Annotated in this window: 13 protein-coding genes; 6 read left to right on the top strand and 7 right to left on the bottom strand. The window is 69.6% G+C overall.

The window, feature by feature from the left end; translation table 11 throughout:
- Window positions 1-4 precede the first annotated feature (4 nt).
- A complete protein-coding gene (locus FKR81_RS18620) occupies window positions 5-784 on the bottom strand; it encodes an ABC transporter permease (RefSeq protein WP_235921632.1) in 780 nt (259 codons plus the stop codon).
- A 119-nt stretch (window positions 785-903) separates the two neighbouring features.
- Here FKR81_RS18620 and FKR81_RS18615 point away from each other — a divergent pair, with 119 nt between their 5' ends.
- Together FKR81_RS18615 and FKR81_RS18610 are read left to right on the top strand one after the other, a co-directional pair.
- Window positions 904-1935, top strand: coding sequence for a LacI family DNA-binding transcriptional regulator (locus tag FKR81_RS18615; protein WP_186763042.1), 1032 nt, complete (start codon window positions 904-906; stop codon window positions 1933-1935).
- A gap of 375 nt (window positions 1936-2310) precedes the next feature.
- Window positions 2311-3441, top strand: a complete 1131-nt coding sequence (locus FKR81_RS18610; protein WP_146353351.1) for a mandelate racemase/muconate lactonizing enzyme family protein — start codon at window positions 2311-2313, stop codon at window positions 3439-3441.
- Here FKR81_RS18610 and FKR81_RS18605 read toward each other — a convergent pair.
- Complete coding sequence (locus tag FKR81_RS18605) at window positions 3427-4464, bottom strand: chitinase (protein WP_146353350.1); 1038 nt, start codon at window positions 4462-4464, stop codon at window positions 3427-3429. The genes FKR81_RS18610 and FKR81_RS18605 overlap by 15 nt on opposite strands.
- A 213-nt stretch (window positions 4465-4677) precedes the next feature.
- On the opposite strand from FKR81_RS18605, the gene FKR81_RS46005 reads away from it, so the two are divergent.
- From FKR81_RS46005 to FKR81_RS18590, 3 genes are all read left to right on the top strand, one after another.
- Window positions 4678-4842: a proprotein convertase P-domain-containing protein gene (locus FKR81_RS46005; RefSeq protein WP_146353349.1), complete on the top strand. Its 165-nt coding sequence runs from the start codon at window positions 4678-4680 to the stop codon at window positions 4840-4842.
- A gap of 224 nt (window positions 4843-5066) precedes the next feature.
- Window positions 5067-7931 carry a putative bifunctional diguanylate cyclase/phosphodiesterase gene (locus FKR81_RS18595; protein ID WP_146353348.1) on the top strand — a complete coding sequence of 955 codons (2865 nt, stop codon included), beginning with the start codon at window positions 5067-5069 and terminating at the stop codon, window positions 7929-7931.
- An 11-nt stretch (window positions 7932-7942) separates the two neighbouring features.
- Complete coding sequence (locus FKR81_RS18590; RefSeq protein WP_146353347.1) at window positions 7943-9499, top strand: ABC transporter substrate-binding protein; 1557 nt, start codon at window positions 7943-7945, stop codon at window positions 9497-9499.
- Here FKR81_RS18590 and FKR81_RS18585 read toward each other — a convergent pair.
- From FKR81_RS18585 to FKR81_RS18570, 4 genes are all read right to left on the bottom strand, one after another.
- Window positions 9496-9672 carry a DUF397 domain-containing protein gene (locus FKR81_RS18585; protein ID WP_146353346.1) on the bottom strand — a complete coding sequence of 59 codons (177 nt, stop codon included), beginning with the start codon at window positions 9670-9672 and terminating at the stop codon, window positions 9496-9498. The genes FKR81_RS18590 and FKR81_RS18585 overlap by 4 nt on opposite strands.
- Window positions 9650-10519 (bottom strand): helix-turn-helix domain-containing protein, encoded by an 870-nt coding sequence (locus tag FKR81_RS18580; RefSeq protein WP_146353345.1) that lies wholly within the window; start codon window positions 10517-10519, stop codon window positions 9650-9652. The genes FKR81_RS18585 and FKR81_RS18580 overlap by 23 nt, the downstream gene beginning before the upstream one ends.
- A gap of 78 nt (window positions 10520-10597) precedes the next feature.
- Window positions 10598-15238, bottom strand: coding sequence for a cytochrome P450 (locus tag FKR81_RS18575; protein ID WP_146353344.1), 4641 nt, complete (start codon window positions 15236-15238; stop codon window positions 10598-10600).
- Window positions 15235-16935 carry a fatty acyl-AMP ligase gene (locus FKR81_RS18570; RefSeq protein ID WP_146353343.1) on the bottom strand — a complete coding sequence of 567 codons (1701 nt, stop codon included), beginning with the start codon at window positions 16933-16935 and terminating at the stop codon, window positions 15235-15237. Before FKR81_RS18570 ends, FKR81_RS18575 begins: the two co-directional genes overlap by 4 nt.
- Window positions 16936-17067: 132 nt before the next feature.
- Here FKR81_RS18570 and FKR81_RS18565 point away from each other — a divergent pair, with 132 nt between their 5' ends.
- On the top strand, window positions 17068-18363 hold the full coding sequence (locus FKR81_RS18565) for an FAD-dependent oxidoreductase (RefSeq protein ID WP_146353342.1): 1296 nt from the start codon (window positions 17068-17070) through the stop codon (window positions 18361-18363).
- Between the two features lie 59 nt (window positions 18364-18422).
- Here FKR81_RS18565 and FKR81_RS18560 read toward each other — a convergent pair whose 3' ends face one another.
- Window positions 18423-25373 (bottom strand): beta-ketoacyl synthase N-terminal-like domain-containing protein, encoded by a 6951-nt coding sequence (locus FKR81_RS18560; protein ID WP_146353341.1) that lies wholly within the window; start codon window positions 25371-25373, stop codon window positions 18423-18425.
- Between the last annotated feature and the right edge of the window lie 7 nt (window positions 25374-25380).

Below are 25380 nucleotides of genomic sequence, written 5' to 3'. Positions count from 1 at the left end.
TTCGCTAGATGGTGGTGGTCACGGCCGAGCCGCGGCGGCTGACGTGCCACGGCAACACGAACCGCTCCGCGAGCTCGAGCAGGACGAACAGGACGACGCCGACGACCGACATGACGATCAGGCCGGCGAACAGCATCGGTGTGTCGAGATTGCCGTTGGCCTGGAGGATCACGAAGCCGAGGCCTTCGTTCGCGCCGACGAACTCGCCGACGACCGCGCCGGTCACGGCCAGGGTCACCGCGACCTTGAGCCCCGAGAACAGGTGCGGCAGCGAGGCGGGGAACCGGATCTTGACGAACGTCTTGAGCGGCCCGCCGCCCATGGTCGACGCCAGTTCCAGCATCTCGGTGTCGACCGACTTCAGCCCGGTGACCATCGAGATCACCACCGGGAAGAACGCGATGAGCACCGCCACGAGCACCTTCGGCCCCAACCCGAAACCCAGCCACACCACGAACAGCGGCGCGATCGCGATCTTGGGGATGACCTGCGCGAACAGCAGGATCGGGTAGAGCGTCTTCTCGACCGTGCCGGAGTAGACCATCGCGACCGCGGCGAGCACGCCGACGACCGCCGCGATCACGAACCCGAGCACGGTCTCGTAGGTGGTGACCCACGTGTGCTGCCAGATGTACGGCCACTTGCCGACCAGCACGTCGAGCGTGTCGCCCGGCGACGGCACGAGGTACGGCGCGATCAACCCGGTCGCCGTCACCACCTGCCACAGCGCGAGGAACGCAACCAGCAGCAGGGCGGGACGCCAGGTCCGTTCCAGCCAGTCCATCGCACTCCCTGTCGTCATCCCTCTGTCGTCATCCCTGTCGTCACTGGTGACGGAAAGCGCTTTCGGAAAGCGCTTTCCGCTAACGTAGAACCGGCTCACAAACCGGTCAAGGGAGTCATATGGCCGAACAGGGGCAGGTGACGCTGGGCGACGTGGCCCGCGCGGCCGGCGTCTCGCTCGCAACGGCGTCCCGCGCGCTCAACGGCGCGACCCAGGTCCGCGCCGACCTGCGACAACGCGTCCGCGCGGCGGCGGAGCGCCTGGCCTACTCGCCGAACGCGCACGCGAGAGCACTGGCGAAGTCGTCGAACGCGGGTGTCGGCGTCATCTGCCACGACATCGGCGACCCGTACTTCGCGGGCATCGCGCGCGGCGTCATGCGCGCGGCCTCCCGGCACGACCTCCAGGTCATCCTGGGCAGCACGTTCCGCGACCCGCTGCGCGAGATCTCGTACGCGTCGATGATGCGCGGCCAGCGGGTGCGCGCGATGCTGCTGGTCGGCTCCGGTTTCGAGAACCGCGAGTGGCAGGAGTCCCTGCGCAGGGAGCTCGACCTGTACCGCGCGACTGGCGGCCGGGTCGCGGTCATCAGCAGGCATCGCGGTGTGCGCGCGGACGCGGTGCTGCCGGAGAACCGGGGTGGCGCGGCCGAACTCGCGCGGTCGTTGCTCGCACTGGGCCACCGCTCGTTCGCCGTGCTGTCCGGCCCCCTGTCGCTGACGACCGTCGTAGACCGGCTCGCCGGCTTCCGGTCGGCGCTCGCTTCGTGGGGCATCCACCTGCTGTCGACGCAGATCGTCGAGGGCGCGTTCACGCGTGACGGCGGCTACGAGGCCACTCAGGAACTGCTGCGCAGAGGCTTGCGCGCCACCTGCGTGTTCGCCTCGACGGACGTGATGGCGATCGGCGCGCTGGCCGCGTTCCGCGAGGCCGGGCTGCGCGTGCCGGACGACGTGTCGCTGGCCGGGTTCGACGACATCCCGATGATCCGCGACCTCACTCCCCCGCTCACCACCGTGGCGCTGCCGCTCGAAGACCTCGGCGAGCGGGCGATGGAGATGGCGCTGCTGCCCGAGCGTCCCGCTCGTGTTCGCGTCGAGCGCGTGCAGGGGCAGGTCGTGCTGCGGGCGAGCACCGGGCCGCCGCCGTGAGGCTGTGCCGCGGGACGGCACCAGACCGCGGCTGGGCTGGCGCGCTCCGGGCGAGTTCCGTGAGGCTGTGCCGCTGGCCAGTAACCGACCACCGCCGCGAGACCGTGCCGCGGGCGAGCCTGGAGCGACTGCCACGGGCCGGGCTGCGAGCCGATTGCGGGCCACGCCGTCCTGTAGGGATGCCCGTGGGCCGAGCCACCGGCCAGCGCCGGGCCACCACCGTGACTCCCGCGGCGGGAGCTTGCCCGCTGCCCCCGCGCTTCCTCCTTGCGCAACGATTCTCCGACCCCAAACGTTCCGCCCACAACCCAGAAGGCCGAGTCAACGGCCCGTTGACGAGAAACACCTGGTAACGGCCCCGGAGAGGAAGATCGAATGATCGGTCTGACAGTCGACCGCGTCGAGACGTTCGCCGTCGCGCTGCCGACGGTGCGCAGCTTCGGCGTGTCGGGCGGATCGGTCGCGGTGAAGGGAACGCCGAGCATCCGCGTGCTGGTCAAGGTGAGCGCGGACGGCGTGCACGGCTGGGGTGAGGCGACGCCGATTCCCGCGTGGACGTACGAGACGACCGAGTCGATCGTGTCGACGATCGAGAACTACCTGGCGCCCGCGATCATCGGGCGGCCGGTGTGGGATCTCGACGGGATCAGCCGGATCTTCGACCGCACCATCAACCGCGGGTTCTCGATCGGCGCCCCGCTGGCCAAGTCGGCGGTGGACGTGGCGTTGCACGACCTGCTCGGGCGCGCACTCAACGTCCCGATCGGCGTGCTGTGGGGGCAGCGGCGCACCGAGGACATCCAGCTGGCGTGGATCGTGTCCGGGCAGACACCCGACGAGGTCACGGACTGCGTCGACGAAGGACGAGCCCACGGCTACGAAGCGTTCAAGGTGAAGATCGGGCTCAACGACGAACGCACCGACCTCGCCGTGGTGACGGCCGTGCGCACCGCCGCGCCCGAGGCACCGCTGTGGGTGGACGCGAACCAGGCGTACACGTGCGACACGGCGATCCGGATGGCGCACCTGTTGCAGGACCTGGGCGTCACGGCGTTCGAGCAGCCGCTGCCCGCCAACGACGTCGCGGGGCAGAAGCGGCTGCGCGCGGCGTCGCCGCTGCCGGTCGCGCTGGACGAGAGTCTGCGGCACCCGACGGACCTGGCGACGTTCGTGAAGCTCGACGCGGTGGACGTGGCGATCGCGAAGGTCCAGCGCAGCGGGGGGCTCATGCTGTCGCGGCGGTTGTGCCAACTGGCTGAGGACTGCGGCGTGCGGCTCATGGGGTCCGGCCTCACCGACTCCGACATCGGGCTGGCCGCGAGTCTCCACCTGTTCGCCGCGTTCGGCATCGGCACGCCCGTCGACCTCAACGGGCGGCAGTTCATCGAATCTCCATACGCCACAACGACAGTCCACCTCGACGCCGGACGAGCGCTGGTGCCGACCGGGCCCGGTCTCGGCGTCGAGGTGGACGAAGCAACCGTCAGAGAACTAGCGGCGCTGTAGCGACTTCACGTTGTCGCCGAACGTCCAGTTGCGCGAGCCGTCCCAGTTGATCGACCACGTCATGAGGCCCTTGAGACCGCCTCCGTAGTTGTTCCACGCCTGGCCGACCAGGCCGGTGGACATGTAGCCGCCACCGGCACCGGGCTGCGCGGGCAGGCCGGGCACCTGCTTGTCGAGCGGCACCTTGATCGTGACGCCCTGCACGACGAGTCCCTTGTTGAGGCAGTTGGTCTGCGCGACGAAGCCCTGCACGGTGCCCGCCTGGTAGGAGTCACCGGAGCAGCCGTACATGGAACCGTTGTAGTACTGCATGTTCAGCCACCACAGCCGGCCGTTGTCCGCGTACTTCTTGACGATGGGCAGATACGCGCCCCAGATCGAGCCGTAGGTGATGCTGCCGCCGGTCACGTACGCGGTCTCCGGCGCCATGGTCAGGCCGAAGTTCGACGGCATCCGCGAGAGCACGCCATCGATGATGTGGATGAGGTTCGCCTGCGACGTCGACAGCGTCTTGATGTTGCCGCTGTTGGTCAGGCCGGTCTCGATGTCGATGTCGATGCCGTCGAAGTTGTACTTCTTCAACAGCGGCACGACGGTGGCGATGAACTTGTCCGCCACGGCCCGCGAGTTCAGGTCGATGCCCGCGGTCGCGCCGCCGATCGACATCAGGATCGTCAGACCCGCCGCCTTGGCCGCGCACATCTCGGCGGGTGTCGGGACCTTCACGGTCGCGTCCATGCCGTCTTCCCACAGGACCGTGCCGTCCGAGCGGATCACCGGGAACGCCGCGTTGATCACGTTGTAGCCGTGCTGGCGGATGCGCGGGTCGGTGATCGGCGTCCAGCCGAACGGCGGGTGCACGCCGTTCGATGCGCCGTCCCAGTTCTCCCAGTACCCGTGCAGGACCTTGCCCGACGGACGGGACTTCACCGCGCACACGTCAGCCGCGTTGGCGGCCGGTGCCGGTGTCACGACGGAGGCGATCAGGGCGCCTACCGCCAGCAGTGCTTTCCAGCCACTCATTCCCCGACTCCCTCAGGACGTGCCAATGCGGCGGGGGGCGGCCCACATCCGATCGTGGCGTGGATGAAAGGTCTAGACAACCCGGCATTCGGACCAACATGCAGAGGGCCATAAGGGTTGCCAAACCCTGTTCCCCCGGCCGACGGCGCGACGCACACCCGCATTCAAGACCTGAATATTTCTCTCGTCTTACCCGCAGGCCGCTGATACCAATTGCAGCGTTACGGCGGCTCCCGTGCACTCGTCTCTCCGGGGGCGAAATCCTTCACCGTTCATCCGGCCGCGGGCGAACGGGCGGGCGGCAGGTGGACGCTGCGGATGGGCGACAACAGCCCTGGTGACACGGGTGTGCGCGACACCTGGTCCATCACCGTCTGATGAAAGTGCGGACCGCCCCATCGGGTGGTCCGCACCGACCAATTGAGACGTTTGATGGCGCAACTCGCCCGTGGACTCGACAATGGCCAACACACCGCAACGACATACCCACCGACGGTCGATGCAACTACCGTAGCCCGGTAGGGTGAGCCGGATCACTCCACGGAGCCGAATAGGCAGTCGCGACTGTGCCGAATAGACCATGCAGCCGCCGGCGGTCTCGCGTGTGGCACAAGCTCGCGATGATCGGGCTGGCGTTCACCCTCCCGTTGGCGACCGCGACGTACCTGCTCATGGTCGAGAACGGGCGCCGCATCGAGTTCAGCGAGAACGAGCTGCGGGGCATGGACTACCTGCGGCCGCTCACCACGTTGCTCGTCGACCTCTCCGCCCACCGCACGCTGAGCAGGCAGTTCCTCGCGGGCGAACGGCCGGAGGCGGACCTGAAGGCCCGCAGCGAGAAGGTCGACGCGGACTTCGCCGCGCTGCTCGAGGCCGACGCCCGGCTCGGCTCGCAGCTGCGGACCACCAATGCCGACCTCAACATCAACGCCACGCCCGCCGCGCAGGCCGACAGGTGGAAGACCTGGCGGACGGGTCAGCCGGACGAGGCGGCCAGCGACGCCGCGCACACGATGATGATCGGCAACGTCCGCACGCTGATCAACTACGTCGGCGTGACGTCGAACCTCGTGCTCGACCCCGAGCTGCGCACCTACAACCTCGCCGACGCGCTGGTCACGCACGGGCCCGAGCTCGCCGACCGGATCAGCAGGCTCGGCGACACCGTCGACGGGCTGCTGGTCGACGCCCGGATCACGCTCCAGGACCGCACGGCCGTCGCGGCGACCGTCGCGACGCTCACCCAGCACGTCGACGGCCTCCAGGAGGACCTGTTCACGACGTTCCGCGAGGGTGACGACGGCCTGCAGCAGGCGCTCGGCCCATTGCTGCACGACACCTACCTCGCGGTGACCGACCTCGGGACGGCCACGACGCGCGGCTTCGTCGACGCGGGCACGGTCGAGCTGGACCGCGCCGAGTACCAGCAGGGCGTCACCAGGGCGGTCGACTCGCTCGCGAAGCTGACCGACCGGCTCTTCGAGCAGGAGCGGCAGCTCCTGAAGGCCAGGCTCGACGGGCACGCGCGCGACCGGGCGCTCGCGCTGGCGGCGGTGCTCGCGACGCTCGCGGTGACCGTGCTGCTCACCGTGTGGCAGTCGCGGCGGATCACCGGCGACGTCGGCACGGTGGCGCGCGGCGCGGCGGAGCTCGCCAAGGGCGACCTGACCGGCCGCGTCCAGGTGCGCAGCAAGGACGAGATCGGCGCGATGGCGGGCGCGTTCAACAGCATGGCCGAACGCCTGCAGGTCATGGTCGAGGAGCAGCGCGCGTCCGAGACCGAGCTGCGCGAGGCGAAGGAACGCTTCCAGCAGGCGTTCGACAACGCGTCCATCGGCATGTCGCTCGTCGACCTCGACACGAAGCTCACCCAGGTCAACCGGGCGCTGTGCGACATGCTGGGACGCACCGAGGCCGAGCTGATCGGCAGCTCGTTCGCCGACTTCACCCACCCCGACGACGTCGAGGCGTCGATGTCGGCGGCGACGGCCATGATCGCCGACCACCACGTCGGGCCGTTCCGCATGGAGAAGCGCTACCTGCACTCCGACGGGCGCACGGTGTGGACCGTGATGACGGCGTGCATGGTGGCCGCCGAGGACGGCGAGCCGCTGTACTTCGTCACCCAGGCCGAGGACATCACCGAGCGGCGGCAGGCCGAGGCGCAGCTGGTGCGCCAGGCGCTGCACGACCCGCTGACCGGCCTGCCGAACCGCATCCTGCTGCTGGACCGGCTGCGCCAGGTGCTGGCCCGGTCCGAGCGGCAGCACCAGCTGACCGCGGTGCTGTTCATCGACCTCGACGGGTTCAAGGACGTCAACGACAGCCTCGGCCACGACGTCGGCGACGAGGTGCTGCGCGAGGTGGGCCGCAGGTTGCAGCACCACGTGCGGCCGTTCGACACGGTCGCCCGGCTCGGCGGCGACGAGTTCGTCGTGCTCTGCCAGGACCTGCGCCAGGAGCAGAACGTCATCGAGATCTCCGAACGGCTGGCGCGCACGCTCGCGTCGCCCGTTGTCGTCGACTCGTTCGAGGTCGTCGTGACCGCGTCCGTGGGCATCGCGCTGGCCAACGGCGACGCACCGACACCGGAGGACCTGCTGCGCGACGCGGACGCCGCCATGTACGGCGCGAAGGCGCGCGGCAAGAACCGCTGCGAGATCTTCGACGAGGCGCTGCGCGAGCGGTCCATCGACCGCATCGCGATCACGGCCGCGCTGCGGCAGGGCCTGCGCGACGACCGGTTCGTGCTGCACTACCAGCCGGTCGTGGACGTGATCACCGGTGCGCCGGTGGCCGTGGAGTCGCTGGTGCGTCTGAACGACCCGAAGCGCGGCATGCTCGCGCCGGGCGAGTTCATCCAGGTCGCCGAGGACAGCGGACTGATCGTGCCGATCGGGACGTCCGTGCTCGGCCAGGCCTGCCGCCAGCTCGCGGCGTGGCGGGCGAGCGGCGAGGTGGAGCCCGGCATGCGGACCGCGGTGAACCTGTCGGCGCGGCAGGCGACCCGGCGTGACCTCGTGGACGTCGTGACCGCGGCGCTGGCCGAGTCCGGGCTGGAACCGTCAGCGCTGGCGCTGGAGCTCACCGAGACCGCGATCATGGAGGCCGACGCGGCCACGTTGCGGCAGCTCGAAGAGATCCGCGACATGGGCGTGCGGCTCGGCATCGACGACTTCGGCACCGGCTACTCGTCGCTGAGCTACCTGAAACGGCTGCCGGTGAGCTTCGTGAAGGTCGACCGCTCGTTCGTCGCGGGCCTGGTCAACGATCCGTCGGACCGCGAGATCGTCACCGCGGTCATCCGGCTCGGCCAGGCGCTCGGACTCACCACGATCGCCGAGGGAGTCGAGGAACCCGCTCAGTTCGCTCTGCTACGGGACCTTGGCTGCGACCAGGCGCAGGGATACCTTCTCGGACGGCCGCAGGCAGAGCCGCCCGCCCGCCTGCAGCCGACCGCCCGGTGAAGGGACCGCCGATGGTGTCGCGTCGAGACCTCCTGCGGACCACCGCCGGCCTGATCGTCGGCTCAGCGCTCGGCACCGGACTCGGGTCGTGCGGTGACGCCAACGACCGCCAGGTCAGCTCGGCCGCACTGGGCCCGCGCAAACGCGGTGGCGTGCTGCGGATCGGTGTGACCGGCGGCAGCACGGACGACACGCTCGACCCGCACAAGTCGGTGACCTACCCCGACCAGGCGCGCATGTCGAACCTCTACGAACCCCTGTTCCGGCGGGACGCTGCCTACCAGATCGAGCCGGTGCTGGCACAGTCGTTGGAAGCAGCGTCTCCCACGTTGGACGAGTGGACGCTGCGGTTGCGGCCCGGCGTGGTGTTCCACAACGGCAAGCCGCTCGACGCCGACGACGTCATCTTCTCGTTGCGCCGCATCATCGACCTGCCCGGCATGGGCGCGCCCGCGTTGCGCATCCTCGACCTGGGTGCTCTGCAGAAGATCGATCCGCTGACCGTGCGGATCAAGCTGACCCAGCCGCACGCGTCGTTCCAGGACGAGCTAGCCCAGTACTACCTCGGCATCGTGCCCGTCGACTTCGACCTCAAGGCTCCCGTCGGCACCGGGCCGTTCAGGTTCGGCACCTTCATCCCCGGCCAGCAGAGCACGTTCCCCCGGTTCGCGGGCTACTGGCACCAGCACGAGCCGTACGTCGACGAGCTGGTGATCGTCGACTACCCCAGCGAGCGCGCCAGACTCGACGCGCTGCTCGACGGGTCCGTGCACGCCATCGACAACCTGCCGCAGAACCAGGTGGCGGCGGTGAAGGCGTCCGGCGCGAACGTCCTGATCTCGGAGACCGGTATCTGGATGCCGTTCACCATGCGGGTCGACACACCCCCGTTCGACAACGTGCTGGTGCGCCAGGCGTTCCGGCTGATCGTCGACCGGGACCAGATGGTGTCGCAGGCGCTCGGCGGGCAGGGGCGCGTCGGCAACGACATGTACGCGCCCTTCGACCAGTGCTACTCCAAGGAGCTGCCGCAGCGGAAGCAGGACCTGGCGTTGGCGAAGTCGCTGCTCAACCGCGCCGGGCACACGGCGTTGAAGGTCGAGCTGGTGACTTCCGACGGCATCGGGGCCGGAGCTGTCGCCGCCGCGCGGTTGTTCGCGGCGCAGGCTCGTGGTGCCGGGGTCGAGGTCGCTGTCCGCGAGGTGGACAGCGGTGTCTTCTACGGCAAGGACTACCTGCACTGGCCGTTCGCGCAGGACTACTGGTTCACCCGCAGTTATCTGCCTCAGGTCACGCAGGGGTCGTTGCCCGACGCGCCTTTCAACGAGTGCGGGTGGAACGACGACTCGTTCAAGGCGCTCATCGGGAAGGCTCGCGAGGAGGTCAACCGGGAGAAGCGGTGTGCGGTGCTTCGGGAGGCGCAGAAGATCGAGTACGACCGTGGGGGGTACATCATCTGGAGCTTCAAGAACCAGGTGGACGCCTACTCCAGCAAGGTGACCGGGTTCGTGCCTGATCGGAACCTGCCGCTGTCGTCCTTCCAGTTCAGGTACGTGTCGTTCGTCTAACGGGTGAAGCGGCTGTCCTTCACGGCCGCCACGAACCCGGCGAACGCGGTGCGGCTGAAGTCGAGCACCGGCCCCGGATTCTTGGAGTCGCGCACGCGCCCCGGAGCGACCTCGAGGCAGTCGCTTTCCTGCCCCCCGCTGTAGCTGCTCTTACGCCACTCCGCCTCGGCCATCGTCGTCGGACTCCTCTCGCGGACCAGCAACGAGGCTGGCGATGTACTTCCGCGATTGTCCCTCGGACATAGCGAGACCGTCCAGTTCCTTGATCGTCTCCTGGTAGGCGGCGATGTGCACCTCGTTCTCCATGACCAGCGCGGTTGCTCGGGTGTCGATCCGCGCCACCAATATCCCGTCGCGCCGTTCGATGAAGGTGAACGAGCCCTGCCCCGCCGAGTGCACTCCCGCGGATGTCGGCAGGATGCGGATGCTGACCTTCTTCCAGTCCGCCATGAACATCAGATGCAGCAGCTGCTCCTCCCCGATCTCGGCATCGCTGGCGGTTCGCAGCAGGACACCCTCCTCGATGTAGAAGACGACCTTGGGCGCGCGTTCCCCGGGCAGTACCTCTTGGCGAGTCATCCGCTGCTCGACCGTCAACAGGATCGTCTTCTCGTCCTGGTGCCAATGACCGATCGTGGCCTGGGCATACGCGCGAGTCTGCAGCAGGCCGGGAATCAGGACGCACGCGTAGTGGGTGATGGTCTTGGCGGCTCGTTCCTCAGCGACGAGAGCCCGGCCCGAGGTCGGCGAGTGGGGCACCACCCAGGTGTCCCTTGTGGCCTCCCGGTTGTCGTTGACCAGTTGCCGCAGCTGCGGGTACTTCACGTCGCAACTCGTGAGCCAGCTGATCAAGTCGACCTCATCGACAGCCTGCTTGCCACCCTCGATCCGGGACACCTTGCTCTGATCCCACCCGAGCCGGTTGGCGAGCCCGATGCCGTCGTACCCAGCTTTCTCGCGAATGGCGAGCAGTTCCAGTCCGATGTCACGGCTGCGGGCCGTGGAGCGCCGTGGCGTCATGGGAACAAGGTATTGGCGCGCAACGTCACTGTGGACGTTGCGCGCCGGAAGTCCGCCCGAAAGTAGCAGGTCCGCAGATCAATTGTCCTTGGGACATACGGAGGTGCGGACGTGCAGGTGTGCCAAACCCCGCAACAACGGGTCGTCGCGGAACACCGGAGCCGGCATGGACGGATCCAACCGGAGGTGCGGGAACCGAGCCGTGAGCCGGGTGAAGTACTCCTGCGCCTCCATCCGAGCCAGCGCCGCACCGACGCAGAAGTGGATGCCGACACCGAAGCTCAACTGTCCGTTGGGCGGGCGCGTGACGTCGAGCTGGTCGGGCTCCGGGAACCGCACGGGATCACGGTTCGCGGCACCCACCATGGGGTAGATCAGCTGACCCTTCTTGATCAGTTGGCCGCCGATCGAGATGTCGGCGTCGGCCAGCTGCGGCGTGAGGATCGGGGTGGGACCGTCGTAGCGCAGCAACTCCTCGGCCGCCGACTCGGCGAGCTGAGGGTCGTTCCGCAGCAACGAGTACTGCGCGGGGTTGCGCAGCAGCGCCAGAGTGCCGTTACCGAGCAGGTTGGCGGTCGTCTCGAGACCCGCGTTGAGCAGCGCCATGCAGTTGAGGATCAGCTCTTCCTCGGTGAGCTCCCCGCCGATCAACGTCGACAACAGGTCCTCGCGAGGCGAACTACGACGCAAAGAAATGAGCGACGTCATGTAGGACACGAACTCGTTCATCGCCGCGTGCGCCTTGCGGGCGATCAGGGGTGCGTCCTTCGAGTACTGGGCGCCGAGCAGGGCCATCATCTCGGTGGCCAGGTAGGTCATCCGCGCGTGGTCTTCCTCCGGCACGCCGATGAACTCCATGATCACGGTCGACGGCAGCGGGTACGCGACCAGCTTCATCAGGTCGCCGCCGTCGCACACGTCCAGCACGTCGAGCAGTGAGTCGGTGATCTCGGCGATCCTGGCGCGCATCGCGCGGACGCGGCGCGGGGTGAAAGCCTTGCCCAGCAGGCTGCGCAGGCGGGTGTGGTACGGCGCGTTCGTGAACGGCAGTGAGCCGGCGAGCTGGCGTTCGAACGCGGCCATCTCGTCGCGCTGCGACTGCGGCACCGAGGCGAACAGGTAGTCGGTCACCGGCGGGCGGATCACCCGCGGGTCGCGCAGGAGCTGGGACACGTCCTCGTAGCGGGTCAGCATCCAGCCGCCGAGGGTGTCCTCGTAGTGGATCGGGTCGCTGTCGCGCAGGGCGCGGTAGAACGGGTACGGGTCGTTGAGGAACGCCGGGTCGTCCGGGTTGAACGCGATCGCCTTGGCGCCCACGGTGTTCGCCGAGCGGCGCTCCTCCTCCGCCAGGCACGTGTGGACAGCGCCGGCGATGATCTCGTCGTGCGGCTCGACGAACATGGTGAAGTGGTCGCCGGGAATGTCCACAACGGACAGCGTGCCCAAACTGACGTGCTCCCAGCCGTTCGCGGGGTCGTCGAGCGCCAGAGCGGTGTTGCGGTGCGGCTTCATGACCGGCGGGAAGCCGTCGGTGGCCTTCATCAGGGTGACGTTCAGGTCGGACGGGAGCGGCTGGTACTTGACGTTGGCCTCCAGGTTGGCCTGGTACACGCGCAGCATGTTGCTGATGTGGTCGTCGACCGGGAGTGAGCCGTTGGCGCCCAGGAAGCGGCCTAGACGTTCCTTCTGCTCCGAGATCGCGAGCGACGGGTCGATCTCCACGCCTGCCGGGCCGCCCGAGGAGAACGCCAGGCGGTTCATCGTCAGCAGTTCCTCGATCGCCGCCGCGTCGTCGACCGGCGGCAGATCCTGCCCAGCAACCGGAACATAAGCATCGAGCAGCACAACACGGGTGACCTCCTCGCCCGCCGCGCGCAGCTGCCTGCCCATCTCGTACGCGACGACGCCGCCGAACGAGTGGCCGCCCAGCAGGTACGGGCCGTACGGCTGGACCAGGCGGATCTCCTCGACGTACCGGGCGGCCAGCTCCTCCACGGTGTCGAGCGGCTCCTCCAACCCGTCGTAGCCCGGCGCGCGCAGCCCGTAGAACGGCCGCGACGAACCGACGTCACGCGCCAGCTTCAGCAGGTAGTACGCGGCACCGAGAGCGCCGCCGACGCAGAAGAACGGACGCGCCGACGTCAGGCCCAGCAGCAACGACCTGGTGGGCGCGACCGGCGGCGCGTCCTCCTCCACGGCCAGGTGCCGGGCCACCGCGTCGATCGTCGGCTGCTCCAGGAACAACGTGTGCGGGATCCGGTAGCCGAGCCAGTCCGAGAGACCCGACTGCAGAGCGGCTACCGACATGGACTCCAGCGCGAAACTGTCCAAACGCGACGAAGCGGAGACCGAGGTCGCGGGAAGGCGCAGCTCGTCGGCGATGTGCGACACCAGCCACGTGCGCAGCGCGTCCACCGTGGGCTCCGGGCGTTCCTCCGTGGTGATCACGGCCGCGTGGCCGAACACGTCGTCCTCGTCCGCACCGCCGAAGTGCTGCCGCACCAGCTGCCTGCTGTACGCGACGTTGCACTCGACCAGCTCGTAGGCCGGCAGGCTGCCCGCGTGGAACGTGTGGTTGCGGCCCTGCAGGTGCTCGATCCGGTCGTACACGCCGTCGCGGATGTCGGCGCTGCCGAAGTACGGCAGGAACTTCCACCGCCGCTGCGTGTGCACCTCCCCCATCGTGCCGCCCATGCGCTCCACGTCGGCGCGGAACCCGGCGATGATGTCGTCACCGTCCAGCTCCGGCGAGCCGTACGAGTACACGGCGTAGACGTCGCTCTCGGGGTACCGGTGGTGGAACGACACCGCGTGCCCGGGAACGTTGTCCACCAGGAAGAACGCCGACGACGGCAGGCCAGAGGCGGAGACGACGGTCGTGTAGTAGTCCATCGACCGCACCCGGCCCGCGACGTCCAGCTCGTCGGGCGTCGCGTCGAGCACGTCCACCAGCTCGGAGATCGGCACGGTCAGCACGAGGTCGTCGGCGACCACGTCACCCTGCTCGGTGCGCACCAGCACGCCGTTGCGCGGACGATCGGGATCCCGTGCGATGCAGGTGATGTTCACCCCGCACCGGACGTCGGACAGACTCGCGGCGACCTTCTCCCACAGGCCCTTGAAGCCGCCGACGATCGTGAAGCTGCCCGGATGTCCCAGCAGTTCGGGACGCGCGGACAGCAGGCCGGTCATCTCGGCGTACTTCACGAAGTACAGCGCGGGCAGGTCACCCGCCAGGTACCCGTAGCCGGCCGCGGTGTACCCGGTGCCCAGCGAAGCGGCCATGGACGTCAGGCCGTGCGAGGAGAGCCACGACGTCACCGGCTCGGCCAGCGCCCGTGCCGAGTGCGCGAGTCCGGCGGAGGCGATCAGCGGGAACTCCGCGTCGCGCAGCTCCTGGTAGCGGCTGAAGGTCGCGCGCTGGAAGAACTCGGTGCTCTGCGGCACGGACGAGCCGGACTCGATGTCGTGCACCCGGTGCGGCGTCGTGTCCTCGGTCGGTACGCCCAGCTCGACGGCCAGCCGCGCGACGTTCTCGTACTGCGTCGTGCAGACGTGGCCGCCCAGGTCGTACGCGCGGTCGTCGATGTCGATCGACTCGCACTTGCCGCCGACCTCGGGCAGCTTCTCCAGCACGATCGCCCGATGCCCGGCGCGCTCCAGTTCCCGCGCGAAGCTCAGCCCGGCCGGGCCGGCGCCGATGACCACCACGGAACGGCACTCGGGCACCGAGGTGTCGCCGATGCGCGCCGCCGCGGTCAGCCGGTAGACCAGCGCCCGCAGGTGGTTCAGCGAAGCGGGCTCCGACGGTGACGTGGCGAGCACGACACCCAGGTCGGCGGGCGTGTTGGCGTGGTTGAACCGCAGGCCCTCGATCGCGTCGTTGTCGAGCATCGAGTCGAGCTCCAGCGTGGCCAGGTCCCGCCACGGCAGGTTCCACGCCCGCGTGCAGTCCAGCGGGGCCTCGTTCTCGTCGTCCGACGAGCTCACCGGGTGCAGCTGCACCTGGAGCACCGCGGACACCGCGCCCGCGGACAACCGTTCCCGCAGTTCCTCGTGCAGGAACGTCCGCGGGCGCGGGTCGTCCGCGTCGAACCGGGTGAGCTCGCCGGGCGGCTCGGGCGGCAGGAACCGGTCGCCCGGATCCACGAACCCGGCGTCCGGCACGCCGACCGGCACCAGCCGGTAGCGGATCAGCCACCGCGAACCGTCGAGGCTGACGAACCCCGACGGCACCTGCGAGTAGTAGTGGTACGAGGCGTAGGAAGTCGCGTGCCGGTACAGGTTCCACGCCGTCTCGCGGAAACCGGGGATCTCCTCGACCAGCGCGGCGCCCTCACCGCGGAAGTAGCGCAGGAACACCTCGGCCGACCGCGCGAAGAACCGGTCACCGGTGTTCAGCGACAGGTCGAGCTCGCCGCCGTCGAGCCGGAGCGTCACGCCGCGGATGGCGGGCGCGATGTCGTCGTTCTCGATGCTGTTGCTGTACCGGGCGGTGACGTCGAACCGCCTGCCCGGCCGGAAGAACGAGTGCGGCGGCAGGTCGGGAGCGTCGACGACGCGCAGCACGCCGCGCGCGCCGGTCGCGTTGCGGTGGAACACCCGGCGCCTGGTCATCTTCGACGCGGCGACCAGCGGTCCCAGCGCCTCGATCACCGACTGGAACGACGGATCGACCTCGTCGAGCCTCGGATCGTCCGGTCCCGTCGCGAACCTCATGCCGCCTCCCCAGCCAGAAATGCCTGCTTGCACGCCGAGCGGCGGACTTTGCCGCTCGTCGTCTTGCGCACGATGCCCTGCTTGCCGACCACGACCGCGTGGCAGCCGAGCTGGTGCTCCTCGTAGACCCGGCGCCGCACCGACTCGACGATCGCGTCGCGCTCGTCGAGGCCGACCTTGTCCTTGGTCTCCACGAACAGCACCAGTTCCTCGCTCGCGTCGACCTCGACGGCGAACGCCGCCAGCCCGCCGGGCCGGATGAGCGGGTGGCAGTCGCGGACGCTGTCCTCGATGTCCGCCGGGTACAGGTTGCGGCCGCGCACGATGATCAGGTCCTTGTTGCGCCCGGTGATGAACAGCTCGCCGTCGTGGAAGAACCCGAGGTCGCCGGTGCGCAGGTACTCGACGTCGTCCGGCGAGCCGGCGATCCGGGCGTGGAACGCGGCCTCGGTCTCCTCCGGCATGCCCCAGTAGCCGAGTCCCTTGGTGGGCGAGTCGACCCAGATCTCACCGATCTCGTCGGGCCCGCACTCGCGCAGCGACACGGGGTCGACGATGCGCACCACCGCGTCCGGCTTGGTGATCCGGCCGCACCCGACGTACGGGACGCCGTCGGCGGCCGGCAGCACCTTGCCCGACTCGAGCGCTGTTTTGTCGATGTGCAAAGTGGAACGTCCACCCATCGACACGCTGACCGTGTGCTCGGCGAGCCCGTACGCGGGGAAGAACACGTCCCGGTCGATCCCGGTCTCCTCGAACGCGGCGAAGAAGTTGTCCATCGTGGAAGGACGGATCGGCTCGGCGGCGGACATGACGGCCCGCAGCGCGGAGAGGTCCCAGCCCGCCCGCTGCTGCGGCGTCGTCTTGCGCACCGCGAGCTCGAACGCGAAGTTCGGCGCGGCGGTGTGCGTGGCGCGGGTGCGGGACAGGACGTCGAACCACACGCTCGGCCGTTGCAGGAACGTCAGCGGCGACATGAGGGTGGTCCGGCCGTTGCCCGCGATGGTCGACAGGATGACGCTGATGAGGCCGAGATCGTGGTACTGCGGCACCCAGAACACGCCGCGCGCCTGCGGTCCGAGCCCGAGGTCGGCCGCGTTGGCGGTCACCTCGCAGGCGAGGTTGCCGTGGCTGATGATCACGCCCTTCGGCGCGGACGTCGAGCCGGAGGTGTACTGCAGGAAGGCGGGCGTCGCGGAATCTGGTTGGCACCAAACGACTTCCTTGCCGGACGCACGCAGCTTGTCCGTGCGGTACCAGGGCAGGCTCGGCCAGCGGGGTGTGTCCGAGCTGAAGAAGCTGGTCACGGAGCCGGCGGTGCGGGAACGGTCGTACGTGCCGTTGGTCAGGATGCCGCGCGCGCCGCAGTTGTCCGCGATGGCGTTGAACGTCGCGAGGTCCTTCTTGAGCTTGAACGGGTTCGGCGGGTACACCGGCACCGGGATGACGCCGGCCGCGAGGCAGCCGAGGAAGGCCTCGACGAAGTCCAGCGACGGCGGGTACACGAGGATCGCGCGGTCACCCGGAGTGAAACCCCGGTCGCGCAACGACTCCGCCACCCGGTCCGCGGCCGCGCCGAGCTGACGCGCGGTGAGCGTGGCCTCGTCGTTGCCCTTGTCGTCGACGAACGTGAACATCCGCCGGTCGGGGTCTTCGGCGCGAAGTCGTTGGAACGACGAGAGGATCGAGTCGGTCACGGCAGTGGCCTCCCAGGTCAGAGTCTTGCTGCGCGTCGAAAGTTACGGAGGCCGGGACACGCCGTTCACCCGTCGTGCCGCCAAACGGGACGATTGAGTTCAGCAGCTCAACGTGGTTGGCACGATCGCTTCATGAAGCACGCAATCGTCGTCGGCGCAGGGTTCGCCGGACTGCTCGCCGCACGTGTCCTGTCCGAACACTGCGGCCGCGTCACGCTCGTCGAGCGCGATCACATCGACGCTGACACCGCGCACCGCAGCGGCGTGCCTCAGGCACATCACCCGCACGCGTTGCTCGCCCGCGGCGCCCAGGTGCTCGAGGACCTGTTCCCCGGTCTGAGAGCAGAACTGTCCGAGCTCGGCGCGGTCGTCGCCGACGTCGGCAGCGAGTTCAAGAGCCGTGCGCCCGCGGGCTGGGCGCCGCGCGACGCGATCGGGATCGAGGTCCAGTCCGTCACCCGCGTGACGCTGGAACGCACCGTCCGGCGCCGGGTGCTCGAGATCCCGTCGGTGTCCGTCGTGGGCGGGGTGCGCGTCGACGGGCTGGTGCACGAGAACGGCCGCGTCGTCGGCATCCACGGGCGGCACCGCGACGCCGGCGCCGACTTCACCGAGCACGCGGACCTCGTCGTGGTGGCGTCCGGCCGCACGAGCAAGCTCGTCGACTGGCTCAAACCGCTCGGCGTGCACTGCCCGCCTCAGCAGGTCGTCGACGGCCACCTCGCCTACACCTCGCGGCTCTACCACGTCGACGAGGACCTGAAGTTCGACTGGCTCACCGCCTACGAGATCACCCACGCCCCGCACACGAAGCGCGGCGGCGCGGTGTCCACCGTGGACGGCAAGCGTTGGTTCGTGACGCTCTTCGGCGCGGGCGGCGACATCGCGCCGACCGACGAACACGGCTTCCTCGAGTACGCGGGCACGCTGGAGTGCCGCGACGTCGCGGACATCGTCAAGAACGCCGAGCCCGCCTCGTCGATCTACCGGTTCGCGAACCTGGGCAGCAAGTGGAACCGGTTCGACAAGGTGCGCGACTGGCCGCGCGGCCTGATCGCACTGGGCGACACGGTGTGCGCCATGAACCCGGTCTACGGCCACGGCCTGACGCTCGCCGCGCTCGGCGCCGAGATCCTCGGCAAGCTGCTGCCCAAGCAGAACATCGAGCGGCGGTTCCAGCGCAAGCTCGCCCGCGTGGTCGGCGTGCCGTGGCTGACCGCGACGACCACCGACCTCGGCTGGCACCAGGGACATCTGCCCTGGTACGTCCGCGCGCAGCGGTGGTACGGCGAGAAGCTGTTCGCCGTCATCCCCGGCAACCCGCACGTCTACCGCCGGTTCATCCGGACCTCCCAGATGGTCGACCACCCGGCGACCCTGTTCCACCCCGCACTCGTCGCCACCGTGATCCGCGGCCTCTTCCGCTAGCGAACGCCGTGAAGGGAGCTTCCAAGCGCTGGACGCTTGGAAGCTCCCTTCACGGCATTTCAGCCGCGGACGAAGACCACCGACTCGTGCTCGGTGACGAGCACGTCGTAGGTCTCGCCCGCGACCTGTGCGGTGTGCCCTTCCACCCGGACGGCAGACGGGTGGACGCGCAGCAACCTGGCGACGTGGTCCTGCACCGCGATGCGGGCCAGGTGGTCACGTCCCCTGGCTCCCGCCGGCAGTCCGTACGCGCTGGCGACGGTGCCGACGAGCCAGTCGCACTGCTCGACGTCCGCGAGGGACAGCCGGGTCGTGCCCACCTCGGTGGTGGAGAGCCCCAGACCGTCGGCGTAGACGCGGTCGCGCAGGAACGCCCGGCGCTGGGCGGACGACGCCGCGCCGAACACACCGGTCGGCATCAGCACCTCCACCAGCCGCATCGCGACGAGCACCTGCCCGTCGCTCAGGAGCTGCAGCTGCACGACCGGGAACCGCCGATCGCCGTTCTCGAACCCCGCGAACCGCGCCTCGACCTGAACCTCACCCGACGACGGCAGCGGCTCGTACTGCTCGAAGCTGGTGATCCGGTGCGGGTACGCGACCTGGTCGCGCGGGATCTCCTGGTACCAGCGCCACATGCTGTCGTGCGGGATCGCGTGCGTCGCCGCGTCCAGCAGTCCCTGGTGCAGGTTGCCGCGCGGCACCGAGCCGGCACCCGCGTCGAGCACACCGGAAGCGCCACCGGCACTGCGCCGCAACGACTTCAGGTAGTGGAACGCGGGCCCGTGGAACAGCGCGCCCGAGGTGTAGAAGTCCGTGACCGGCTCGGCGTTCGGCAGCTCGGCGAACGGAGCGGGCCGGGCGCCGCGCGGCACGACCTTCGCGGTCGCCACCGGTTCGAACCGGGACAGGACCGGGTTCTGCGCGTCCCGCCAGACGAGCAACGTCACCAGCGAGCCGTCACGTTCGACCTTCATCCGCGGCGGCTCGGCGGCCGGGATCCAGCGCCGCAGCGTCACGTCGCGCAACGCCGTCTCACCACCGGCCAGCTGGTCGACCACCGACATCATCGGCACGACCGGCACCGTCCACGTCGGACGGTGGTCGTGCAGCCAGTTCTCCTCCTGGGACGCACCGACCACCCGCACTCCGATCTCGGCGGTGCTGTAGATGCGCCTGCCGTCCACCCACAGCCACGCCTTGGCCTTCGCGCACCGGTTCTCCGCGTCGTACGAGGTGATCTCCAGCTCGGACGAGATCGTGGTGTGCGACGGCACGACCTGGCCGCGGTACTTCCACACCATCGGTGCGCTGTCCATCATCATCTCGAACCGCGGCTGCGCCAGCCCTTCGCCCGCACCGCGTTCCAGCAGGTAGAACTGGAGCAGCTGGTAGAGCGCCTCGATGCCGAGCGAGCCGGGCTGCACGGGATCCTGGAAGAAGTGCGCCTTGAAGAACCACTCCCCCGCGTCGACGTCCTTCTCCGCGGTGAGCCTGCCCAGCCCGGCCGCACCACCGGTGGGGTCGTAGCCGGTGACCCGGTCGAGCATCAGCAGCATCGGACCGGCCAGCCGCAGCTCGCCGTCGCAGTACTTCGCTGGACGCGCGGTGAGGTCGACGACCTGGCCGCTCGGGGCGAGCGCGGCGCGTTCGGCGTCCGTGCAGCCGAGTCCTGGCTGGTCGACGAACGACTCCGGCGGGAAGAACCCGAACACCGTGTCCAGCTCGTAGACCAGCGCGTCGTCGCCGTAGCAGCGCACGTCGAACGAGACGATGATCATCGGACCGTTGACCGAGATGTCGCGGAGCTTCGTGGTGGTGCGGACGACCTTCGTGTCCGGCGTGATCTCGCCGTGGATGGTGCCCTTGCCGTCGAGGTTGCGGAACAGCAGGTCCTTGTCGATCTCCACCGCGCACCCGACGTAGGACGCGAGCCAGCCGCACGGCTGGAGCACGACCTCCATCAGCACGGCCAGCGGCATCGTGGCCTGGCCGTTCTGCTCGAAGTACCAGGCATCCGCGGGCACGTCGTACTCGACGACGCACGAGCTGCCCGCCTCCATGCCGCCGATCGCGCCGTCGACCGACGCGATCCTGCTCATGAAGTGGTAGGGCGCTCCCGGCAGCCGGGCGACCTTGCGGTGGCTGTCGAACCGCGCGTACAGCTCGCCGAACGCGTCGGACGGCTTGCCCCAGGCGCACGCGAGCAGCGCCGCGTAGTCGAACCGGACGCCACCGGCCTCGGCGACCGCGCCGGTCTCGACGTGGTTCGCGAGCTCGCGGGTGCGCCACTGGTCGAGCGGCCAGGCAGGCACCAGCCGCAGGCCGACGCGCTTGGCGTGGAACGCCTTCACACCGTCCACAGTGCACAGCACGTCCGCGTGCAGCGTCGGGATCGGGCCCGCGACGAGCTCGGAGACGAACACCTCGTAGCTCAGGTTGCGGCTGTCGGGCGTGACCTGGCCGCGGCAGCGCATGTCGTAGCCCTCGCCGGGCACCGGCTCGAAGCGCCACGCGTCGTTGCCGATCGTGAAGCCGCAGCCCGCCAGGTAGAACGACATCGCCTGCAGGCAGCCCTGGAACATCAGGGTGCCCGGCATGCACGGGTCGTTCTTGAAGTGGCCGTCGAAGAACCACTCGTCGGGCTCGACCTTCGTCTCCGCCTTGAGGTAGCCGCGCTGCCACGGCCCGCCCTTGACGTCGAAGTCGGTGACCTCGTCGAGGAACAGCATCCGGCCGTCGTCGATGCGCGGCGTGCGGATGTGCGCCCGCGTCAGGTCCCACTGCGGCCCGAAGCAGTCGTACGGACGGCCATCGGCGAACGCGCGGACCTGCTCGGCGTCGAAGCTCCGCTGCCCGGTGACCACGACCGGTGCCTCGCACGGGCCTTCCGGCCGTTCGAGCTCGGGATCCCAGATGACGCCGGTGGTGGCCGCGAGCTCCTGGTCGGTGAAGAACCCGGCCTGTCCTTTTCGGACGGACAGGCGCAGCTCGTCGCCGACGTAGCAGTCGTAGTGGAAGAAGAACAACCGGATGCCGTTGAGCTCGGCGTGCCCGTCGATCTCGATCTGGTAGCGCAGCGTCTCGCCGGGCTCGGGCGGGCTGCCGTGGAAGGTCAGCTCGCAGCCGAGCAACCGGTAGACGCGCTCGCCCTTGTTGAGCAGGTCCGCGCCGAGCCAGCTGATCAGCAGCAGGTCGGCCTGGCCGGACTCGATCAGGATGCCCGGCGGCATGCGCCCGGTGCTGTCGAGGTACCAGGCGTCCGGCAGCACGTCGGTCTCGGTCCAGATCGTGCCGGTGCCCATGCTGCCCGGTTCGGCGTCGATGCCGGTGACCCGGTCGGCCAGCAGCATCGGCGGCTGCGGCATGCGGCACTGGCGTGCGTAACCGTCCTGCGCCTCGAACATGAAGCCGAACAGCTCGGAGATCTTGCCGCCGGCGAGGTGCTCGAGCTGCTCGCGGGTGAACTTCGGGCCGGGCTTCGAGTCGTCTCGGGGAAGGCCCGGTGCCGCGACCGCATCGGGGAGGGACGGTCGCGGCACCGGGGTCGTGACCGGAGGCAGGACGGGTGGACGAACCATGGTCGTCTTGGACAACCTGACCTCCGGTGGATGTGCGGGGAGCGTGAGCACGCTCCGTTGTGCAGCGGTGCCGGGCACCGCCGAGTCGAGCTGGTCGTGCAGTGCGGTGGTGTTGACGTCGACGCCGGCCGCGACGAGCTCGGCCGCGACCCTGCTGAGCTGGCGCACGCTGCGCCCGTCCTGCGCGTCGAGCGCGACCGCCAGATGCTCGCGGTCGCCGAGCGTGCGGCGGATCCAGTCGCTGCACAGCGACTTGGGGCCGTGCTCGACGAAGATCCGGACGCCGTCGCGCCAGGCCTGCTCGATCGCACCGGCGAAGTCCATCGTGCCTACGGCCTGCGCGGTGAGCGCGTCCGCGACGCGTTCCGCGGTGGGCAGGTAGGAGTCGTCCGTGGCGCAGCTGTAGAACCGGACGCCCGGCGGTGGCGTGGTGGGGCGGCAGTGCAGCCGCCACCACTCGTTGCGCACCTCGCCGAGTTCCGGCGTGTGCACGGCCAGCTCGTACGGGACGGGCAGCGTGTACGCGGCGTCCAATGTGGACAGCACGCGTTCGCACGCGGTGACCTCGCCGCCGATGATGCACGAGTCCGGTGAGTTGACCGCGATCAGGTGGACGGCCTGCTCGCCGTGCAGTCGTTTCCGCGCGTGGTCCGCGCTGACGCCGACCAGGTAGTTCTTCCAGCGCGTGCCCTCGACGCCCTGACGCGCCCACGCCCGCTTGATGGCCATGAACTCGCCTGCGACCTGGCGGCTGAACATGCCGGACGAGGTCATCTCGGCGCGCAGCTTGCGCATGTCCGTCCAGACGCCGAGCGCGACCAGCGCGTTCGACTCGCCCGCCGAGTAGCCGAGCGCGGCGTTCGGCGTGATGCCGAGCAGGTCGCGGGTGATCATGGCGTGGACCTGGCTGAGCAGTGCGGTGCCCCAGATCTGGTCGAGCACCTCGCGCGGCTCGCTGTCCGCTCCCTCGAACGCCCAGCCCACCACGTCGCGCACCGAGCCGGACCGGGCCTCGATCTGCTCGAGCAGGTGCGGGAACGCCAGCAGCAGCTCGCGGCCCATACCGGGGTACGCGGCGAGACCGCCGGTGAAGACGAAGCCGATCTCGCCCGCGAGCGGGGTGGCGCGGAAGGCCGCGCCCTCCGGCTTGAGCGCCCGGCCTTCGAGCCAGGCCTTCGCGGGGGCCTTGTCGTCGTCGAGCAGCACGAGCCGGGCCGGTCCCTCGCCGGACTCCCTGCCCGCGTCGAGTGCGTCGATGACCGCGGTCCTGTCGGCGCCGGAGTACACGCGGAGACGCGGCGGCCGTTCGGCGATCCACGGCTTCGTCCGGTGCTGGCGCAGGCGGACGGTCTTCTCGCCTGCCTCCAGCGGTTTCACGACGACCTTCGCCGTGTCGACGTCGAACGCGGGGTCGGCGGGCGCGCCGGTGCGCGGGGTGGCGCGGTGGCGCAGCGCGAGCGCCGCGGTGGCGACGGCGAGAAGTCCCTTGGCGGCGTGCGGGGTGCCGCAGACGATGCTCGGGTCGAAGCCCCTGTCCCCCACGATCAGGTCGGCCTCGGAGGTGGCGTCGTCGAGCAGCGCGATGATCTCGTCGTCCTGGGCGTCGCTGAACTTCTTGAGCACCAGCACGACGGCCGCGTCGCCGGACTCGCGCGTGATGCCGAGGTCCGCGAGCGCCTGCTCGTGCACGGGTTCGTGGGACAGGTCGACCGCGCCGACCACCGCGGCGTCCGCCTCGCCGTGGCGGATCGCGCGGGCGGCCAGCTCGAGCGCGACCACGCCCGAGGCCTCCTCCGCCGAGACGCTGAAGCTGGGGCCGGCCAGGTCGAGGACGGCGTTGATGCGGTTCGCGGTGATGTTGGGCATGGTGCCGACGACGGCCGCGCTGGTCAGGTTCGGCACGACGCCGTCGCGCTCCTCGGGTGCCGCGCGCCAGCGCGCACCGTACCGGGCGACCTCGGCGTCGCAGCCCATGCCGATGAGCACCATCGTGCGGTCGCGCGGCAGGTTCCTCGCTACCTCGCGCGCGGTTTCCAGCACGAGCAGCTGCTGGGCGTGCGTCTGCGCGAGGTCGAGCGGCGGCATGCGCAGGCCCTGCAGCGCGACGTCGACGGACTCGCGCTTGCCGGTCTTCTCGCCGGTGAACAGGGCGCGGGTCAGGTCGTGCGTGCTGTCGCCGGTGCCGACCTTGGCGCCGATCGCGACGATGGCCACGGGTTCCTTGAGCGGCAACGGTTCCACCGCGCCGTGGTGCTGGCCCGGTGCGTCGACGATCAGGTGCGCGTTGTTGCCGCCGAACCCGAACGCGCTCACCGCGGCCCGCTTAGGCTTGATCCACTCCTCGGCTTCGGTGAGCACCCGCAGCGGGGTGCCGTCGAGCGCGTCGATGGTGTCGTCGGCGTTGAGCGTGGCCGGGCGGACGCCGTTCCTCATGGCGCCCAGCACCTTGATCAGCCCGGCGACACCGGCCGCGGTGATCAGGTGGCCGACGTTCGACTTCGCCGAACCGATCGCCAAGCCCTTGTGGTTCTTGAAGATCTGGGCGGCGCTGGTGACCTCGACGACGTCGCCGACGGGCGTGCCGGTGGCGTGGCACTCCAGCAGCTCGACGGTTTCCGGTGCGACACCGGCCATCTGGTACGCCTGGCGCATCGCCCGGATCTGCCCCTCGGCGGAGGGGACGAGCATGCCGGAGCCGCGTCCGTCGTTGGACAGCCCGACGCCGCGGATCACGCCGAACACCTCTTCGTCCCGCACGTCCGCGAGCCGCATCAGCGACACGAACGCCGCACCCTCGGCCGGGACGAGCCCGTCCGCCTCGCGGTGGAACGGGCGGCTGCGGCCGGACTTGCTCAGCGCCGACAGCGCGGAGAAGCCGACGTGGATGAACAGGTCGTCCGCGCAGTTCACCGCACCCGCGACCATGACGTCGGCCGTGCGGTCGTGCAGCCGGTCGCAGGCGAGCTTGATCGCGTACAGGCTGGACGCGCAAGCGGCGTCCAGCGCGAACGCGTCGAGCCCGGTGAGGTGCGCGGGCAGCCCGGACATGAACCGGTTGCGCGGGTCGGTGCGCTCGTTGCCGCGCCACACCCGTTCCGCGTAGTCGGCCATGCCCACCGTGGGGAACGACAGGTTGCCGAGCACCAGGCCTGCCCGGCCGCGGTCGAGTCCCTCGAGCGCGGCCTCGACACCGTGGCGGACCCACTGGAACTGCGGGTCGAGCCCTTGTTCGGCGGCGAAGTGCCGCACGTAGCCGCCGACATCACCCCACGTGCCCTCCGGCACCCCGTGCGGCACCTTCCAGCGTCCCTCGGGGGCCGTGCTGATGCTCATCCGGCCGGCGATCACGTTGGCGCAGAAGGTGTCCGCGTCACGAGCGTCGGGCAGGACAGCTCCCCGCCCGACGATCGCGATGGGTTCGAAGCGCATCTCGTCG

Origin of the sequence: Lentzea tibetensis (assembly GCF_007845675.1) — a bacterium.
In the GTDB taxonomy this organism is placed as follows: domain Bacteria; phylum Actinomycetota; class Actinomycetes; order Mycobacteriales; family Pseudonocardiaceae; genus Lentzea; species Lentzea tibetensis.
Note: the sequence above shows the minus strand (reverse complement) of the source record. Positions and strands in the feature narration are given on the sequence as shown.

Coding starts and splice junctions, on each gene's coding strand:
- FKR81_RS18605 (WP_146353350.1), bottom strand. CDS start 4,464: ATGAGTGGCTGGAAAGCACTGCTGGCGGTAGGCGCCCTGATCGCCTCC.
- FKR81_RS18575 (WP_146353344.1), bottom strand. CDS start 15,238: ATGAGGTTCGCGACGGGACCGGACGATCCGAGGCTCGACGAGGTCGAT.
- FKR81_RS18615 (WP_186763042.1), top strand. CDS start 904: ATGGCCGAACAGGGGCAGGTGACGCTGGGCGACGTGGCCCGCGCGGCC.
- FKR81_RS18590 (WP_146353347.1), top strand. CDS start 7,943: ATGGTGTCGCGTCGAGACCTCCTGCGGACCACCGCCGGCCTGATCGTC.
- FKR81_RS18620 (WP_235921632.1), bottom strand. CDS start 784: ATGGACTGGCTGGAACGGACCTGGCGTCCCGCCCTGCTGCTGGTTGCG.
- FKR81_RS18565 (WP_146353342.1), top strand. CDS start 17,068: ATGAAGCACGCAATCGTCGTCGGCGCAGGGTTCGCCGGACTGCTCGCC.
- FKR81_RS18610 (WP_146353351.1), top strand. CDS start 2,311: ATGATCGGTCTGACAGTCGACCGCGTCGAGACGTTCGCCGTCGCGCTG.
- FKR81_RS18585 (WP_146353346.1), bottom strand. CDS start 9,672: ATGGCCGAGGCGGAGTGGCGTAAGAGCAGCTACAGCGGGGGGCAGGAA.
- FKR81_RS18580 (WP_146353345.1), bottom strand. CDS start 10,519: ATGACGCCACGGCGCTCCACGGCCCGCAGCCGTGACATCGGACTGGAA.
- FKR81_RS18560 (WP_146353341.1), bottom strand. CDS start 25,373: ATGCGCTTCGAACCCATCGCGATCGTCGGGCGGGGAGCTGTCCTGCCC.